This window comes from Actinokineospora spheciospongiae (genome assembly GCF_000564855.1).
Lineage (GTDB): Bacteria > Actinomycetota > Actinomycetes > Mycobacteriales > Pseudonocardiaceae > Actinokineospora > Actinokineospora spheciospongiae.
The window spans coordinates 1-17,551 of the sequence record NZ_AYXG01000004.1; the positions used below are offsets into that span (position 1 = coordinate 1).

Sequence of the window (17,551 nt, forward strand, 5' to 3'; positions counted from 1 at the left end):
GAAAGGTCTGAGTGGGATGACCGGTATGGCGGATCGGCTGATGGACGCGTGGGGTGATTACATCGTCGCCCTGCGGTCGAACGAGGGCTTCAAGGAGGACCTGTACGACAGGTTGGTCTCGGTACTGCGCGACTGCGCACCGGAGTGGCGCGACGCCGAGGCCATTCCCAAGCTGGCTGTGAACGTGCTGGTGGACATCGTGTCCGTGAGCCAGGCCGTGGCCGAGTCCTACTCGGAGCCGGTCCGGCAGCGGGTCTACGAAGCCAATTTCGAGCTCTACGACCTGATCGTCGAATGCGTGGGGGCGGCGCCGAGCTGATGCGCCTGTCGGGGACCGAAGGGGTGAGTACGAGACGAGGGGTGCTGGCCGGGCTGGGGCCCTGCTGACGGCGGCGGCGTCGGTGGTGGTGCCCGCGGGCGTCGGGCACGTCGGGGTTGCCGTTGTCCGGGTTCGGGGATGTGGTGGTCGATGCCGCGCACCGGCAGGTGTTCGTGTCCGGGGGGCCGTCGTCGAACAGTGTCGTGGTGGTCGACTTCAACGGGTTGGCGCGGAGGACGATTCCGAACCAGGCGGGGACCGACGGGCTGGAGTTGAGCGCCGACGACTCCCCGGCTGTTCGTGGCCCTGTCACCCGGCAACGCGCACGTGGTCACCGGCACCTCCGCCACCGACCTCCTGATCTACCCGACAGGCGGCGCCACCCCGACCCGCACGATCACCCTCGACGGCGGCGAGGCACTGCTGCCACGCGGCCTCGCCTGGTCAGCGGACCAGGAGTACCTGGCCGTGGTCAGCCGCTACGGCAACGAAGCGCAGCCGCGCCTGTCGCTCAAGTACCGCCCCCTGGGCTGGCAGGCCGTTCCCGGGACCGTCGCCCGGAGCCCCCGGGCGACGGCCCCCTTTCGCGGTCACCGGGGCTTGGCCGCGATTTCGAGAACCGACAGCGCCTCCGACAGAACTCCCGCTCGGTCACCGTCGTGCACGACGGCAAGCGGGTGTCATCGATTCAGAGTTGCGGCGGGTGCAAGCCTGTTCAACACCAGATCGAGATCTGGCACGACCCCGGCGGCCGGTTCACCACCTGCGACGCGCCGGTGCTGGTGCCGTTCACGAAGAACGTCCGCCGCGACCTGCTCAACGCCCCGTGCATCCTCTGGCCGATCAGCCCTCACGGGTCGAGCCTCTCCGAGGACTTCGTGGGCGAGAAAGCTGTGATCCGCAAGGCGAACGCGCAGCTCAGGACCACCGTGCGCACTGAGGTCGAGCAGCTGATCCCGGTCCAGCTGACCGGGCGGGATTCGCTCACGGTGACCCAGGCGATCATCGCCGCCGGTGGCCTCCCGGCCATGGTCCGGGCCTTTCCGCGCGTCGGGTTGTCGTCGGCGCCATCGCACCCCACTGACGATTGCCGCGGGTCGCACTGTTCGGCGAAGCGGCGTTGTCAACTGGCGAGCAGGGTTGTGGCGGGGAGTTCGTCGCGCAGGATGTGTTCGAAGGCTTCGCGCACGTTCGGGCCCGGTTCCACGCCCAACTCGCTGCCGAGCCTGTCACGCAGTTCGTGATAGACGCCGACGGCGGTGGCCTGTCTCCCGCTGTCGGCCAGGGCGAGCATGAAGCAGATGTGCAGTGTCTCGTCCAGGGGTTCGTGATGGGTGGCGGTCGCCAGGAAGGGGACGGTGGCAGGCAGTTCGCCCTGCAGCGCCGCCACCCTGGTCAGTTCGACGGCGGTGGAACCGAAGCGCAGCCGTATGGGGAGAGTGGGCCAGTGGAGGTCCTCTCCCACTCCGATGTCCGCCGCTACGCCGCCTTCCCACAGGGAGAGGGCAGTTCGCAGTTTCTCCAGTGCGACATGCAGGTCACCTCGGTGCTCGGCGACCAAGCCCTGAGTGCGCAGGTGCTCGAACCGCAGCAGGTCGAGGTGCTCCGAATCGGCGTCGTACTGGTAGCCGCCTCCGGTGGACTGTATGTAGCGGGAGTCGCCGCGACGGCGATGCCCCGGTTCGAGTATTCGCCGCAACCGGGCCACGTAGGTGTGCACGAGGTTCACCGCTGATCGCGGCGGGCTCTGGGGCCACACCATCTCCACCAGTTCATCGCGCAGGACGGTGGAGTTCGCCCGGAGCGCCAAGGCGGCCAGCACGCGGCGCTGCTTGACCGGTCCTGGGTCGAGCGCAACAGGGCCGCGGTACAAGCGCACCGGTCCGAGCACTTTCAGGAAGACCTGGCTGTCGTCGACGGCTCCGCCGACCGATTCGGTCGTCGACGCGTACGGCATCATCGGGCTTCTCCCTGTGTGGTTGTTCTGCGACTGGTACATCACTACAGACATCGGATGATCCTTTCGTGGCCACCGTATGCACCAGCCATCAGGGAGTCAATGGTCCTTTCCGGTGTTCCGTCGTCAGTACCCGTGAACTGTCGGATGGAAACGTCCGAATATTGAGAACTAGGAAAATTTCTCCGAAAACAGATTATTCCGGACCTGCCAGAGATATTCCAGAGCGCATACAGACCGACCTGTCAAGGTGGTGCCGAAGCGCCGCGGCGTCCCGGCAGCTCCTCGGCGGGCCACCCTGAAGCGGTGGCCGCGCACACCTGAGACCGCATATCCAGAACGGTGGGAAACGATGTCCGTGAGCACGAGAACCGGTATGGTCGTGGACCCCGCGCTCAGCGAGGTCCGCGCCACCCGGTACAAAGCGAAGGTCGAGTCGGTATCACCGAAGGCCAACCGGACCGCATTCGAGGACGCCGACGAGTGCTTCCTCGGTGTCAGTCTCGAGAACGACAGCTTCGACGTGCCGAAGCTGGAGGGTATCGTCGAGTGGATCTCGCGGCGGTTTCGCCGCTGCACGGTGCTGGTGGGTGACAGCATCCACCGGTTGACCCTCAGCGCGACGGCGGCGCTGTCGCCGGAACCCGCCCTGGCCAGGGCGCTGGAGCTCGGTCGGGAATTCATCGCCGACCGCCAGCCGGTGTTCGATCTGTTCAGCGACCGCACCGACTTCACCGTCGTCACCTGTGCGGAGGTGCGGTGGTGGGCTGATCACGACGGCTTCCACCGGCGATTGCGCTCCCAGTTCGCCGAGGACCCGGTTTTCCGAGCCTCGGTGGAGTCCTTCGGGCGCAGATACCACTCCCGCGGTGCAACTGACCTGGATGGGCAGGAACTGGCGAAGCGTGTGGCGATCTCGTCGGAATACTTCCTGGAGGAGTTCGCCGTCTTCTGCTGCCTACGGGCCAGAGGTCTGTCGGTGATGGTCTACCCGGGCTCATTCAGCAGTCTGGCCGAGGTGGCCGAGGGCGCGCACCCCGACGCACCACGGGAGCTGCGCGATTTGACCGTGGTTTCCCTGCAACTCAAAGGACGGTGAGATGAGTACTGAAGCGACTCCTGTAGCTCGGGGCCGAATCTACCGCGACGTCTACGCCAAGCGCGTGGACACTGACCCGGTCACCGCCACCGCAGACCTCCGCCGCGCCGAACTGGACGCTGACGGACTGCACTTTGTCTCCGTCGGTGACCGCGCCGCAGCCCTGTCCGACGGCGTCTTCCTGGTGCGGATTCCTGACGGCATTCCGATCCCGGACGGTGACGCATTCGCCTCCGGTTTCCACAGGGGGCCGGAGCACCCGCCCTACGGAAGATTCCGCGACATCACCGCCGGCCGTTTCGGCGACCCTCTGCTGGGCTTCCACCAACGGGTCAATCAGATTGAGCAGTTCTTGCTGGAACGCCGGTTCTGGCCCACCGACTACCCTCAGGAGATCGCCCGCCTCGGCGAACGGCTGACCATGCTGTCCAGGCTGATCCTCGCCTCCGTCCTCGACCACGTCGGTGTCCCGACCGAGGAGCGGCACACGGCCACCGGCGGCTGCTCGGATGGCACCGGTTCCTACCACCTGACCTTCAACCACTACCGGCCCACGATGTCCTCGGTCGGACTGAGCTCGCACAAAGACGACGGTTTCCTGACGATCCTGCGCACCACGACGCCCGGCTTGGAGGTCAATCGGAACAACCGTTGGGAACGGGTACCGGTCGATCCGGACCACTTCGTCATCAACTTCGGGTTGTCGATGGAATTGCTCACCGCCCGGTCGGGCAGCCCAGTGGCGGCCATCATGCACCGCGTCACGCAACAAGGTGAGGACAGGTGTAGTTACGGTCATTTCTCATCGAGCAATTGCCTGCCCGGCAGTGACGACGGAGTGTACCAGTGGAGTCCGACCGAGGGCCTGACCCGCATCTGCGGATCCCGGGAGCTCATCGACCTGAATGACTACGAAATCTACGCCGGGACTGACGTTCCCGAGGAGGAATCCGATGGTTGAGCAACGGGCGCCCGAACCGGTGGTCCTCGAACGGGCGGCGGTTCGCGGCGGCGGGATCGTGTTCGCCGAATCCGATGGACTCGGCCGTGCGCTCGACGCCGGGCTCTTCGCGCTCGCCGTGCCCGAAGGCCTCGACCTGCGGCCCGGGGTTCGGCTGTGCAGGGAGTTCCACCGGCCCCGCACGGGTGCCGACGCCGCGACGAGGCCCTACCGCGGGATGCGCGAACTCGAGGGCGTGTACTTCGACCGCGAGCACTTCCAGACCGAGCACCTGCTGGCCGACGCCGAGGCCCGCGCGCGGCACTTCCCGCCCGAGGTCGTCGCCATGGCCGACCGGATGAACGAGTTGGCACTGTTGGTGCTGCGCACCGCCCTCGACGCGGTCGGCGTGACAGCGCGGTTGTGGTCGCAGGTCACCAGTGGAGCTGTCGACGGCTTCGGCACACACTGGTTCGCGGCCAACCACTACCGCAGCGACCGCGACCAGTTGGGGTGTGCCCCGCACAAGGACACCGGGTTCGTCACACTGCTGTACAACGAGCAGGACGGCTTGGAGGCGTTCTCCGGAGGTCGGTGGTCACCGGTGCCGCCAGTGTCCGGGCACTTCATCGTGAACTTCGGAGGCTCTTTCGAGCTGTTGACGGAGGACCTGGCGCGGTCCGTGCATGCTGTGCTGCACCGGGTGCGGCGGTGCGCGCCTGCCTCTTCCGACGACGAGCGGTTCTCGTTTGCCGCGTTCGTCAACCCCTCACCGGCGGCGTTGCTGCACAAAGTCGACGACGGCGGTGGGCACCGGGTGGTCAGCACGGTGGCGGACTTCCTGCGGGATTTCAACCGTGACACCTGGAATGACCGGCACGACGACTTCGGCATCGCCACGACCCGGGGTGGTGGTACCGCGTGAGCGCACCCGAGGCGATCGCGCGGGGCGCGGTCCTGCCTGGCGTGCTGGCCCACCACGACGGGCCGTGTCCGGTGACCGGCCACCGGGCGTCGTTCCACGAGGCCACGGTGGTGCGAGGCAGGCAGCCGACCGAATACTTCGCCGACACGGGGGTGGCGGAGCTGGCCGCCGCCGCCGGTGGGGTGTGCACGTTCTGGATGGGCGACACCCCCGCCGTCTACCAGATGACCAACGCCCCACTGGTGCCCGATTCCGCCCTGGCTCCCTCCACCGACCTCAATCGGGACATGTTCGGAGACTTCATGGGGTCGCTGAACCACGACGACCCGCGCAGACCCGCCAAGCGGCGGATGATCGAGGCCACGTTGGGCAGCACGCGCTTCGTCGAGTCGCTGGAGCCGCACATCGCCCGGCACGCCGAGGAGTACCTGCGGCCGATGGCCGGGAGGCAGATGCCGATCGATCGTTTCGCCACCGGACTTGTCGCGCACGTCGACAGCCACCTCCCCGGTGTGCTCGACCTGACCCAGCGCCCACTGACGGCGTACCTCACCGACCCGCTGCACCGGCGAGCCGCACTGGAGTTCTTCGAGATCGCCTCGCGGGTGATCGGCACGGTCGACCCGGATGCGATGCGCGAGTTCGACTCCGTCGCCGACTTCATCCGCGATCTGCTGGTGGCCAACGCGGACGCCATCGCCGCCGCTCCCGCCACGAACCTCGTGCGGGGGCACTTCGCACTCTGGGGCCTGCCCTTCGACCGGACCGCCGCCCAAGCACTGGACCCCGTGTTGCTCAAGGAGTTGGGCACTTCGCTCGTGGCCGTCTACGACACCTCGGCGCTGAGCCTGACCTGGGCCCTGACATGTCTGGGAGCGTGTCCGGCCGCGCACCGGGCGGTCGCCGAGTCCGCCTGCGGCGGTGTGGATCCCGGGCCCGTGCCGGTGGTCGACCTCGCCGTGGTGGAGGCGGTGCGCTGGGGCGGGTCGAACCCGACCGCGTTGTGGCGGTGCACCACCGAGCCCGTGGAGATCCGGCACCGCGGACGGGCCGGCGAAGTACCCGCCGGGACGATGCTGTGGCTCGACCGCAGCCGCGCCAACCGGGATCCGGCGGTTTTCCCCGTTCCCGACCGGTTCGACCTGGCCAACCCCGCCGCACTGGTGCGATCGGATCGGGAGACCGTCTCCTCGCTGCTGTCGCGGTCCCGGTACGAGATCAACTCCTTCAGCATGGTCAACACCACCCGCAACCCGCGCAAATGCCCCGGGCGCCTGTTCTCCGTGCGCGTGCAGTCCGTGCTGCTGCGCACCCTGCACGCGAACTACGACGTCGAGGTGAGAGACGCCGACCCCGGCCTGCGCCCGGCGTCGGCGATGCCCCGGCCCGCCGAAGCCGGGTTGATCACGCTCACCCCGCGACCCGTCAACCCCAGAGGAGGACGCGCATGAACCAGTCGATGACCTACCGCGACCGGGTGCCACTGCCCCCCATGCCGGACGAGTACGAGGCCGGTCTGCGCTATCCACCCGCGAACCTCGAACGGGCACAGGTGAGGGCGGGTGAGTTGGTGTTCGACCGCGAGGATGGTCTGCAGCGTGCCTGTGCGCAGGGTTTCTTCCTCGTGGGCATCCCGGAGGGTGTCAACACCGACCCGGGGGACACCCTGGCCGCCGAGTTCCACCGCGACCGCACCGGAGATCACCTCGACCCGTTCCGAGGGTGGCGGGACGTCGAAATCCCCGGCGACTACCAGGGCTACTTCGACCGCGAGCACGATCAGTGGGAGAACCTCTACGTCGAGTCGGCCAACTGGCACCTGCTGCCGCCCGGTGTGGCCCCCCTCGGTCACGCCATGACCGATCTGGGGCTGCTGGTCCTGTGCTCGGTCCTGCGGGGCGTGGGGATCCCCCGCGACGCGTGGGCCACCGTGACCTCGGCCTTGTCGGAGAAGCGAGGTCACCAGATGCTGGCGTTCAACCACTTCCGCTCCACGAAGGACACCCGAGGCTCGAAGTTCCACCGCGACTCCGGCTGGGTCACCGTGCTGCGCTCGACCGAACCGGGGCTGCTGGCACTCATCGATGGTGAGCTGCGTTCCGTGGATCCGGTCCCGGGACACTTCATCGTGAACTTCGGCAGCTCGTTGGAGGTGCTGACCGAGCGCCTACCCGCCCCGGTACGGGCCAACGTACACGGTGTCGCACACACCCGGCGGGCACCCGGGACCCCAGACCGCACCTCTTATGCGATCTTCCTCGACTCCGCGCTCGGCGGAACCATCCACCGTTGGGAGGACAACACCGCTCACCCGGTGCAGAGCGTGGCGGAGTTCGCCGAGCAGGAGGTCAACCGCACTTATGACGACACCACCCACCTGTGATCGAGGAGTCGACGTGACCAGCACTTACTCAGGACACAGCAGCGAAAGCACCGAGCACGTGCGGTTGCCCGTCGCCGGGACCCGGGGTGGTGGGGTGGAGTTCGACCGCCCTGACGGTGCTGCGGAGGCACTGCGGGCCGGGGCCTTCCTGCTGCGCATGCCCGACGACCTCGACCCCGCACCCGGCCTGGACCTGTGCAGGCGGTTCTACCTCCCGCCGGTGCCCGGTGATCGCTACCGCGGTCACCGGGAGCACGGGCACCCGGCCTCGAAGCTGGGCTATGAGGATCGGCCCGATCAGGTGGAGCAGCTGCAGATCGAGGCGCACCTGTGGCAGCGGTACTTCCCCGAAGAGGTGACCTCCCTGCTTGAGCGGATGGAGGAAATCACCGGGACCGCCCTGCACGCCCTGCTCTCCGCCGCCGGGGTACCCGCGGGAGACGCCGACGAAGCGCTGGGTGGGCACCACGGTGGCCTGTGCTACACCACAGTCAACCACTACCGGGGTGATCTCGACCGGCGGGTGGGCATCGTCGAACACACCGACAGCGGGTACATCACCCTCTTCCACGCCGACCAACCCGGCTTCGAAGTACTGGACAACGGCAGGTGGACACCGATCGAACTCCCCGAACGGCACTTCGTCGTCAACCTCGGGGACGCCTTCGACGTGCTGACCCGACACCTACCCCACCCCGGAACAGCGGTGCTGCACCGTGTTGCGGCTGCGGGACCCGGCCAGCCGGACCGTTCCTCCTTCACCATCTACATGGGCCCCAGCTACGGCATGGTCCTGCGCCAGTACACCTCCGACGGGGAGCTGGTCGACTACCAGTCCTTCCGCGACTTCTCCGTCGCCAAGGCGGCGCGAATGGGGTACCAGTTCCACGACCGGATCTGAGAGCAGGAAGGAAATGGCGATGCACCACAGGAACGGCTGGGATTGGCAGCGGGCCCAGGTGCGCGACGGGCGACTGGACTTCCGCGAACCAGACGGGCTGGACCGCGCTCTGCGCGATGGCTTCTTCTTCGTCGACCAACCACCGGACACCGACCTCACCGGTGGCGATCGGTTCGCCCGCAGCTTCTACCTCCCCGCGGACAGTGGCGACCCCTACCGCGGGTTCCGGGGCTGGGACGAACAGCGCCTGGGCAAGCACCAAGGTTACTTCGGCCGAGATGAGGACCAGACCGAGCAGTTCTTCCTTTCCAGTGCGCACTGGAAGGACGTCTACCCGCCCGAGGTCGCTGACCAGGCAGCGCGGATGCGGGACTTCGCCCTGGTGGTGCTGCGGTCCGTGCTGGCGCGGCTCGACCTGCCGGAATCGCAATGGGACACAGCGACCGGCGGGTGCCTCAGCGGCCGGGGAACCTACACACTGACGTTCAACCACTTCCGTCCACAGGTGCGCGCCCGTGGCCTGAACGTGCACAAGGACTCGGGCTGGGTCACCGTCCTGCGCTCGACCGAACCGGGACTGGAGGTGCTGCGCGACGGCGAGTGGCACCCGATCAACCCCACGCCGGGGGCGTTCATCGTGAACTTCGGCTGCGCCATGGAGATCCTGACAGCACAGTCCGCGACGCCGGTCTCGGCGGTGGCTCATCGAGTGGGCGAACAGAACTCCCGCGGCGGGCCGGACCGCTTCTCCTATGCGCTGTTCGTCGACAGCAGCCTGGATGGAGAGGTGAGCCCCGGCATGTTCCGGTACGAACCGGGCAGGGGGCTGGTTCTGGCAGGCCGTTTCGACGAATTCCTGGACCGCATCCTCGGCAACACCTACCGCAAGGACACCACCGGCCTGTACTGATCCACCCTGTGGGTGAGGGCACCGGTTGGCGTCCTCACCCACAGGTGCTATCGTGGGCCTCTCTGGGGTTCTTCCCTGCTTCGGCATCTCATACGCGGCGCGGTGTTCTTGCCTGCGCTTTCGCGTGCCCTCCCCCTGCTGCCCAGCCGACAACTGTGGCGGTCCTGGTCCGCCACCCGCTTGAAAGGTGGTCAGTCGATGAGCGCACACCCCCACCGGTGGTGGGCACTGACTGCGGTGGCTCTCGGGATCTTCTGCATACAGTTGGACTCGTTCGCGTTGAACCTGGCTCTCCCGGCGATCGGGCGGGGCCTGGGGACGAGTTCGGACGACGTGCAGTGGGTGGTCAGCGTCTACTTGCTGACCGTGGGCGCGTTGATGCTCGGCGCGGGTGGGCTTGCCGACCGTGTGGGTCGCAGGCTCGTCCTCGGCGTCGGACTCGGCCTGTTCGGGGTGGCATCACTGGTGTGCGCGGTGGCTCCTGCCCTGCCCGTGCTGGTCGCGGGGCGTGCACTGCAGGGCGCGGGTGGGGCGCTGATCATGCCCGCTGGGCTCGCGCTGCTGTCCACGGTCTTCGCACCCGGGCGGCGTGAACGGGCGATCGGCGCCGCGATCGGACTGGGCGGTGTGGCGACCGCCATCGGTCCCTTCGTCGGTGGGGCGCTGACGGAGGCGCTGGGGTGGCGTGCGGTGTTCTGGCTCAACGTCCCGGTCGCCGCGGTGGCGGTCCTGGCCGCGCTGCGGGCACCGGAGTCCAGGGCTCCCCGGGCGGGCGGGGACTTCGACCTCCCCGGGCTCGCGCTGGGGACGGCCGCGCTGGCAGGCCTGGCGCTGTTCGTCGATCGAGGTCCGGTGTCCGCGACCGGGGTGATGGCCGCCGCCTCGGCGGTGCTCCTCGGGGTGGGTTTCGTGCGGCGGGAGCGGCGGGCGCCTGCGCCGCTGGTGGAGTTGTCGTTGCTGCGCAACGGTCCTTTCGTCGCGTTGACCGGAGCCGGGATGGTCGCCAACGCGGCGACGGTGGTGTTCCTGTTCGTCGTGCCCTGGTCGTTGCAGCGGGTGTGGTCGTTGGACGTCGCCGCCGCGGGCCTGGCGTTCCTGGTGCCCGCTGTCCTGATGGCCGTCGCCGGACCCGTGGCGGGAGCGGTGCGCGCCCCACGGGCGGTGGTCACCATGGCGGTGTGCCTGGTGGCAGCGGCCATCGCTGTCGCCGCGCTGCCGCTTGCGGGTTCGTTGCCGCTCTACCTGGCGTTGAGTGCCGCCGCCGGGGCCGCGTTGGGGGTGGCCAATGCCCTGACACTGGTCGCCACCCAGGCCCTGGTGCGCCCCGAGCGGGCAGGTGAGGGATCCGGGGTCACCAAGACCGCCATCACCGTCGCGGCCGGGATCGGGGTGGTCCTGTCCGGTCCGGTGGCCGACAGCACTCCCGCCGCTCCCACTGCGGACGTGGCCGCGGTGGTGCTGATCACGACCGGGGCCGGTTGCCTGGTGGCAGCGGCAGTCCTGGTGCTCTGGCTTCGCTCGGGCACACGCAGGGCACCGGCCCCCGTGTGATTTCAAGGCGCACTGTCGAGACCTGTTCGGTTCGTGCCGACGGGCGCCGACCTCGCGTAGGCGGGCGAACCCGCTCACCGCTCCTTGGCCACCCTGCCCTTGAAGCGGAGCTGATGTCCGACGGCTTCGTCCCCGACGTCTCCGACATGCCCAAGCACGACGGCGAAGCGACCTCCGGTCTTTCCCGAAGACCTACCTCTACCCGAGAGCTGTCTCGTAATCCGGTGATCGGGTTGTGTGGCAGGTGGTTGTGCAGGTGATCTCGTCGTCGCGTTCGGAGTGGATGGCGCCGTTCACCGGGTTGGAGCCTGTGGGGTGCCAGAACCCCGCACGGGGCTGCTGAACTGCGGGTTCGCAGGCGATGGATCGTAGGAGCATGATCGAGGCGTGGTGTTCGGCTGCTGTATCTGATCTTTGCCCGCCTGCTGCGCGCGCACCGAGTGGTGACACCAGGCACTGTCTTGCGATGGCATAGGTGGATGGTCGCGAGGAAGTGGACCTACCCGAACCGGACAGGGCGCCCACCGCTCGACGACACGGTTGCGGCGTTGATCGAGCGGATGGCTCGAGAGAACGCCGGCTGGGGCTACCTGTGGATCCAGGGCGAACTGCTCAAGCTCGGTTACCGGGTAGCCGCCTCGACCATCCGGCGCGTGCTCAAGCGCCCGCGGATACCACCTGCCCCGATGCGTACCACCGACCTGTCATGGAGGAGATTCCTCCATGACCAGGCTACGAGCATGCTGGCCTGCGACTTCTTCCACGTCGACCGCGCGGTCACCCTCAAACGCGTCTACGTGTTCTTCGTCCTGGAGGTCGCTACACGCCATGTCCATGTCCTGGGCACCACCACCAACCCTGACGGCCCGTGGACGACTCAACAGGCCCGTAACCTCCTCATGAACCTCGGCACCGACATTAAAGGCCGGGCCGACGAGTTCCGGTTCTCGATCCGCGACCGGGCCGGAGAGTTCACCACCGCGTTCGATGCCGTCCTCGCCGACGCCGACATCGACGTTGTGAAGATCCCACCACCGTGTCCGCAGGCGAACGCCTATGCCGAGCGGTTCATCGGCACCGTCAGACGTGAAGTCACCGATTGCCTGCTCATCGTCGGCGAGCGTCACCTGAACTCGGTGCGGGACCGCTACGTCTCGCATCACAACCATCGCCGCCCTCATCGGGGATTGCAGCTCATGCCACCACGACCAGACAGCCCAGTTCCGCAGCCGAACCGCACAGCTGTACATCGCCGACCGGTCCTCGGCGGCCTGATCAACGAGTACGAACCAATAGGGGCTTGACGCAGGTCAAGGCCTGCGCACCGACTTTTGACACCCCACAGGGGCGCCCAGGACGTGGTGACCCGCACCGACACCCGTCTCTACGGCACCGCGACCGCACATGCCTGGAACCGCCTGCATCCACGACTGACCCACCGGGCCGCCTGGATCGATCACGACGGTTCCCTGCCGATCATCGAGGGCACCGTCGTCCGTCTGACCGTCGAACACCTGCCCAGCGGCGGGGTGAACAAACCGGTCTGGCTGTGGTGCTCCGGCACCGACGCCGACGAGGCCCAGGTCGACCGCTATTGGCAGATGTTCCTGCGGCGCTTCGACATCGAGCACACCTTCCGGATGCTCAAACAGACCCTGGGCTGGACCAAGCCCCGACTGCGCGATCCCGAGGCCGCCGACCGCTGGACCTGGCTGCTCCTGGCCGTCCACGCCCAACTCCGCCTGGCCCGCCCGCTGGTCGCCGACCTGCGCCACCCCTGGCAACGACCCGCCGAACCCGCCATGCTCACCCCCGCGCGCGTCCGTCGAGGGTTTCGCAACCTCCACACGAAGATCGCCCGCCCAGCCGGGGCGCTGAAACCCGGTCACCCCGGCCCAGGACGACCGGCCGGATCGAAAATCATGTTGTCGCGCAACGCTTCGACGTCGGACTACTCCTGGTCACCGGCCAAGCGCACACCCAACCGGCCCACCACAAGAAGGGCACCAAACCCCGCCGAAAAGGTTAAAAGACAAGCTTAGAATGAAGAACTCGAGATCGTCAAGCCAGAGTCTGTAGACCTCGCGCGAGATCGTCCTGGGCTACGACGTCGCGTTCGGCCGCAGTCAACCAGGCTGCTGTGGAGCCGGAGGCGTTGCGCTTCACCCACAACACGTCGTCAACCGCCTCGGCGACGACGTGGAGGTGGCTGATCACCAAGACCAAGCGGTCACTGCCCGCTTGTGCGCGCAGGACGTCTAGGGCCGACTCGAGCGCCGTGGTGTCCAACGTTCCGAAGCCCTCGTCGAGGAAAAGGGCTCCCAGTCTCGGCCCGCTGCGGGAGTGCAGTACCGCCAACGCCAGGGAGAGGGCGAGCGATGCCAGGAACTTCTCACCGCCGGACAGGCGGTTGGGGGTGTAGGTCACGTCGGACCCGCGGCTGACGATGTCGAAGTTCTCGGCGAAACCGAACCGCATGTCGGTGAGCCTGCCCAACAGGTCGCTCGCGACACCCAGCAGTGCGCCGGTGTTCAGGGCGGTTAGGTGCCCGAGGAACTTGGCGTCGACGAGGTTGCGGCGCAGCACGTCCAAGGCGTCTCGGCGGGCGGTCCCTGCGGCGATGGCGAAGTCCAGGTCCGCGGCAGGCTTGACTAGCGCCTGCGCCCGGGCCTCCTCTTTGCGCTGGGTCGCCTCCTCCCTCCGCGCCGTCGCCGCCGCAGCGACCAATGGGTGCAGCGCGTTCTGGGCGGTCAGGTCGGCAGTGGAGTCGAAGCCGTCGACATCGCGAAGGGGGGCGGCCAACTCCCGGAGGCGGTCAACCGCGGCACGGGTGCCTGCTGTGTTCACCTCGTGCGCCGTGGTCAGCTCGTTGACGAGTGCGCCGGAGTACGAAGACAGGTCCGCCGCGAACGCCCGGGTCTCGTCGATTCCCCACGCCGAGGGGCGTTCGACTGCCGTGAGGCGTTGATCCGCCCGGCAGTGGGTGCGGGCCCTCGCTGCGGACTCAGCCCACGCCTCGAGCGCGCGGCGCAGGGCGTCGAGCGGTTTGTCGTGTTTCGTGATTGCCTCCCTGTCCAGGGCCGCCTGCTCCACCAACAGGTCGGATCGGGTCGCGCCGAGTGCTTCCTTGGTCTTGATGGTCTGCTTGATCTGCGACAGCAGGTCGGCGAGAGTGACCTGCGCGGCTGACAGGCTTTCAGGGGTGACGTCCGCGAGTTCCCCCGGCAGCACCGATCGAAGCCTCGGCGGCAGACTGTCCAGGTCCGCGGAGCCGTCTGCCATCGTGAGCCGGAGTCGGGCGGCCCCCGCGTCGACTTCGCGGCAACGCCGCTCGTGCGCCTTCTTCCTGGCTTCGAGGACCTTGCTGTCCGCTGCGAGTTCCTCGGTGTGGCGATGTTCGTCGTGGACGAAGCCTGCAGCGCGATCCGATGCTTCCCGGGCACACGACCCGAGAAGCGCCGTGCTGGATTCCACAAACCGCCTGGCCGCCGCTCCGGCAAGCCCGACCTGGTCGGTGCGAAGCTCGGCGAACTCAGTCAGCATCGACAGCGCGGAGTCGACGGCGAAGTCCGATCCTGCTTCCTCGGCGAGACGACACACGAGTTCGTAGTCCTGCCGCAGCGCGGACACGGCTGTCGTGGCATCGCTTCTCGCCTGTGCGAGTCGCGTCGCGCATGCCGCCTCTCGCTTCTGTCCCTGTCCGGCGGCCGCTGTGGCCTCCGCGACCTCGGTGCCCAGGCGGTTACGGGCCGCCGTCGCCTCCTTGACCCGCGTGCGTGCCGTCCGCAACTCGACCGCGCTCGTGTGGGACGCGGGCTCGAACCCAGCCGGTACCGGTCTCCGGCACACCGGGCAGTCGTCGCCTGGATGGGTGGTCGAGGCGAGCGCCGCTGCCCGGTCGCGCGACTCGAGCGCGTCCACCTTCCCACATGCCTCGGCGAGTTCTCGGTCGACTTCGGCGGTGTCGAGTCGGGCGACGAGATCACGGGCGGTCGTCAGCTCGTGGCACGCGGTGGCGTGGTCTTGTTCTGCTTCGGCGCTGTCGGTCATCGCGGTCCCCACGGCGGTGACGAGTGAGCGGGTGCCCGTGAGGTGTGAGTCGAGCGCACTGCTCGCCGCGACCGCGATCCCGGTCGCTGAGCGAAGAGCGGCGCTCCGCTCGGCGCGGGTGACCAGGTCCTGCTCCACTCTCGCGATGCCCTTCTGCTCGTCACCCAGCTCAGTGCCCATCGTCGCCAGTCGGGCCCGTTCGGAGCGGTGTGAATCCGCTCGTGTGCCCAGACCGCGCAGGACCACCTCGGCTTGGATGAGCGCGTCACGGCCCTCACCCACGGTCTCGGCGTCGGTGATCATCGTGTCCAGCGCGCTCTCGCGGGCGTCGACGTCGTTACGGCGCGATGCCAGGGAACGTCGTCGGGCGGTGATGTCGGCGGCGACCGCATCGAGGCCTGCCAGGGTTTCCCCGGTTCCGAGAACCGTCCGCCCTCGCAGGTCCTCCAGTGCTGCGGAGATCACCGTCGCCTGCTTCTGCCTGGTCGCGATCTCCTGTCGCGCGGACGTCATGTCCTCGATCGTTCCGGCCAGGTTCGTTGCCAGGGCCTCGGCGGCGTCAGCCGCCGCGCGCGCCGTCGCGGCTGTATGGGTCGGGTTGTCCGGCATGTGCGCGCGGACGGTCCTCGCCTCGGTGAGCCGCAGGTCGAGCCTGGCCTTGCGCTTCTCGGCCAGGCCCTGCTGATCCGCCAGTGAGTCGGTCGCGAACAGTTCCCGGAGGAGTCCGCTGCGCTCCTTCGGGGTGGCGGTGAGCAGTTTGTCGAACCTGCCCTGGGGCAGGAGTCCCACTCGCAGGAAGGTCTCGTAGCCCATGTGCAGCAGGCCCGCGATCCGATTGTCGACGGCGGTGGCGCCGTCGACCTCCTCCCCGGTGTCCAGGTCGGTCAGGTGATGGCGTCCCGGGGTGGTCTTGGCGTTCATGGTGCGGCGCACTCGCCAGCGGTGCCCGTCGTGCAGGAAGTCCAACTCCACGCTCAGCGAGTCGGCCCCATCCGCGATGAGCGCCCTGGGCTCCCGCGCGTCCCAGGAACTCTTGCGGTACAGCGCGAACGTGATGGCGTCGAGCAGGCTGCTCTTGCCCGCTCCGGTGTCACCGATCACTCCGACCAGGCCCTTGCCGGTCAGGTCGACCCTGACCTCGGCCGAGTAGCTGCGGAGCCCTTTGATCGTGAGTCTCAGCGGTTTCATCGTCGTGCCTCCGTCCCGGTGACCGTGCCGTCGGTGAGCAGCCCGGTGCGGTCGATCCCGTCGAACCCCTTCCCTGCGATGGCTGCGTCCAACAGCTCCTCCTCGCAGCACGGTGTGGTGTCGGCCGGATCCGGTTCGGCCCGCATCCCCGCGAACGTGGACATGGCCTGATCCAACGCGATCCCGTGCGTCCCGTGCTTGGACAGGTAGTCGTGGAGCATGTCGTGGACATCGGGAAGGTCGGTGTCCACCGCGACGCGGTCGAGCACGGCGGTCACGGCGCCGGGGCAGCGCTCCTCGACGTCGACGATCGTTGCTTGGGGAAGCAGTTCCTCCAGCCTTTCGCCCAACAGGGCCATGGGGCTCTCGCTGTCCACCACCGCCTTCACCCAGGCGTCGCCGACGCCCGCCGCACGCTGCGCGATCTGGTCGAGCGTTCCGGTCAGGCGCCGCAGCGGCCTGCCGGAGTCCAAGGGGGCGAGCTCGACCCGAGGCGGCCTTCCCGGGGTGATCTCCACCAGCGCGATGCTCTTGGCGTCGCGCGTTTCGCCGAAGTCCATCTGCAGCGGGCTGCCCGCGTAGTGGGCGGGATACCCCGCGCGGGGGACGAGCTGCGGCTTGTGGATGTGGCCGAGCGCGCCGTAGTCGACCTCCGGCAGGGCGACGGCCTCGACCGCGTAGGCGGAGGACACCGAGATCGTTCGCTCCGAGTAGGACGGTGTCGCGCCCTCGACGAACAGGTGGGCGGCGTACACCAACAGGTCTCGCGGACCGCGGGATGCGGCCAGGCGCCGGTACACCTCCGCTTGCACCTCGCGCATCCGCTCGGCGTAGCTCGCCGTCGCCGAGGCCGGGTCGTCGAACTCGTAGGCGAACCGGTTGGGGTGCAGGTAGGGAAGCGCCCCGACGCGCACCGTCAGCTCCCCGGTTTCGGCGGGGTACTCCGCCAGCAGGAGCCCTCCCGGCCGGGCGTCGGTGGCGAAGCGCACCCGCGCCCGATCACCCGTCCGTGCGCCCAGGTCGCTGAGCATGTAGTCCAGGAACGCCAGGACGTGTCGTGTGTCGTGGTTGCCCGCGACGACGACGACAGGGGCGATGTCCCCGAGTTCGCGCAGGGTCTGGGCGGCCCGACGCATGTCGTCGAGCGAGGGCCTGGGGCTGTCGAAGAGGTCTCCGCTGTGCACGATGAGGTCCGGGGCGAAGTCCTGTGCGACGGAGACGATCTCGCCGAGGACGGCGTCGAATTCCCGATCGCGTCGGTGGCGGCCGATCTGGCGGCCCAGGTGCCAGTCGGAGGTGTGGAGAACACGTGCGGACAAGGCATGCCT

The 17,551-nt window shown here is 68.2% G+C and carries 14 protein-coding genes; 11 read left to right on the forward strand and 3 right to left on the reverse strand.

Going from position 1 to position 17,551, the window contains the following annotated elements; all coding sequences use genetic code 11:
• Positions 1–319: hypothetical protein (locus UO65_RS00215; protein WP_233427378.1), on the forward strand; the 319-nt coding region annotated here is incomplete at its 5' end.
• A 1,123-nt stretch (positions 320–1,442) separates the two neighbouring features.
• On the opposite strand, the gene UO65_RS00225 is transcribed toward UO65_RS00215, so the two are convergent.
• Entirely contained in the window at positions 1,443–2,330 is an 888-nt protein-coding gene (locus UO65_RS00225; RefSeq protein WP_035277585.1) for an AfsR/SARP family transcriptional regulator, read from the reverse strand.
• A gap of 304 nt (positions 2,331–2,634) precedes the next feature.
• Between UO65_RS00225 and UO65_RS00230 the strand changes: the two genes are divergently transcribed.
• From UO65_RS00230 to UO65_RS00275, 10 genes are all read left to right on the forward strand, one after another.
• Positions 2,635–3,375 (forward strand): tRNA-dependent cyclodipeptide synthase, encoded by a 741-nt coding sequence (locus UO65_RS00230; RefSeq protein ID WP_161784394.1) that lies wholly within the window; start codon positions 2,635–2,637, stop codon positions 3,373–3,375.
• 64 nt (positions 3,376–3,439) lie between these two features.
• A complete protein-coding gene (locus tag UO65_RS00235) occupies positions 3,440–4,336 on the forward strand; it encodes a 2OG-Fe(II) oxygenase family protein (protein WP_181400063.1) in 897 nt (298 codons plus the stop codon).
• Positions 4,329–5,240, forward strand: coding sequence for a 2OG-Fe(II) oxygenase family protein (locus UO65_RS00240; RefSeq protein ID WP_052020297.1), 912 nt, complete (start codon positions 4,329–4,331; stop codon positions 5,238–5,240). Before UO65_RS00235 ends, UO65_RS00240 begins: the two co-directional genes overlap by 8 nt.
• Positions 5,237–6,691, forward strand: coding sequence for a cytochrome P450 (locus UO65_RS00245; protein WP_084175177.1), 1,455 nt, complete (start codon positions 5,237–5,239; stop codon positions 6,689–6,691). The genes UO65_RS00240 and UO65_RS00245 overlap by 4 nt, the downstream gene beginning before the upstream one ends.
• Positions 6,688–7,623 carry a 2OG-Fe(II) oxygenase family protein gene (locus tag UO65_RS37125; protein WP_035277589.1) on the forward strand — a complete coding sequence of 312 codons (936 nt, stop codon included), beginning with the start codon at positions 6,688–6,690 and terminating at the stop codon, positions 7,621–7,623. Before UO65_RS00245 ends, UO65_RS37125 begins: the two co-directional genes overlap by 4 nt.
• Before the next feature lie 13 nt (positions 7,624–7,636).
• Positions 7,637–8,524: a 2OG-Fe(II) oxygenase family protein gene (locus tag UO65_RS00255; protein WP_161784395.1), complete on the forward strand. Its 888-nt coding sequence runs from the start codon at positions 7,637–7,639 to the stop codon at positions 8,522–8,524.
• Positions 8,525–8,537: 13 nt separating this feature from the next.
• Positions 8,538–9,434: a 2OG-Fe(II) oxygenase family protein gene (locus UO65_RS00260; protein ID WP_181400061.1), complete on the forward strand. Its 897-nt coding sequence runs from the start codon at positions 8,538–8,540 to the stop codon at positions 9,432–9,434.
• A 198-nt stretch (positions 9,435–9,632) separates the two neighbouring features.
• Entirely contained in the window at positions 9,633–10,985 is a 1,353-nt protein-coding gene (locus UO65_RS00265; RefSeq protein WP_035277592.1) for an MFS transporter, read from the forward strand.
• A gap of 479 nt (positions 10,986–11,464) precedes the next feature.
• Positions 11,465–12,289, forward strand: coding sequence for an integrase core domain-containing protein (locus UO65_RS37130; protein WP_233427380.1), 825 nt, complete (start codon positions 11,465–11,467; stop codon positions 12,287–12,289).
• A gap of 57 nt (positions 12,290–12,346) precedes the next feature.
• Complete coding sequence (locus UO65_RS00275; protein ID WP_200873260.1) at positions 12,347–13,027, forward strand: hypothetical protein; 681 nt, start codon at positions 12,347–12,349, stop codon at positions 13,025–13,027.
• 19 nt (positions 13,028–13,046) lie between these two features.
• Here UO65_RS00275 and UO65_RS00280 read toward each other — a convergent pair whose 3' ends face one another.
• Both UO65_RS00280 and UO65_RS00285 read right to left on the reverse strand, forming a co-directional pair.
• Complete coding sequence (locus UO65_RS00280) at positions 13,047–16,223, reverse strand: AAA family ATPase (protein ID WP_035277595.1); 3,177 nt, start codon at positions 16,221–16,223, stop codon at positions 13,047–13,049.
• Complete coding sequence (locus UO65_RS00285; protein WP_035277596.1) at positions 16,220–17,542, reverse strand: metallophosphoesterase family protein; 1,323 nt, start codon at positions 17,540–17,542, stop codon at positions 16,220–16,222. The genes UO65_RS00280 and UO65_RS00285 overlap by 4 nt, the downstream gene beginning before the upstream one ends.
• Positions 17,543–17,551 lie beyond the last annotated feature (9 nt).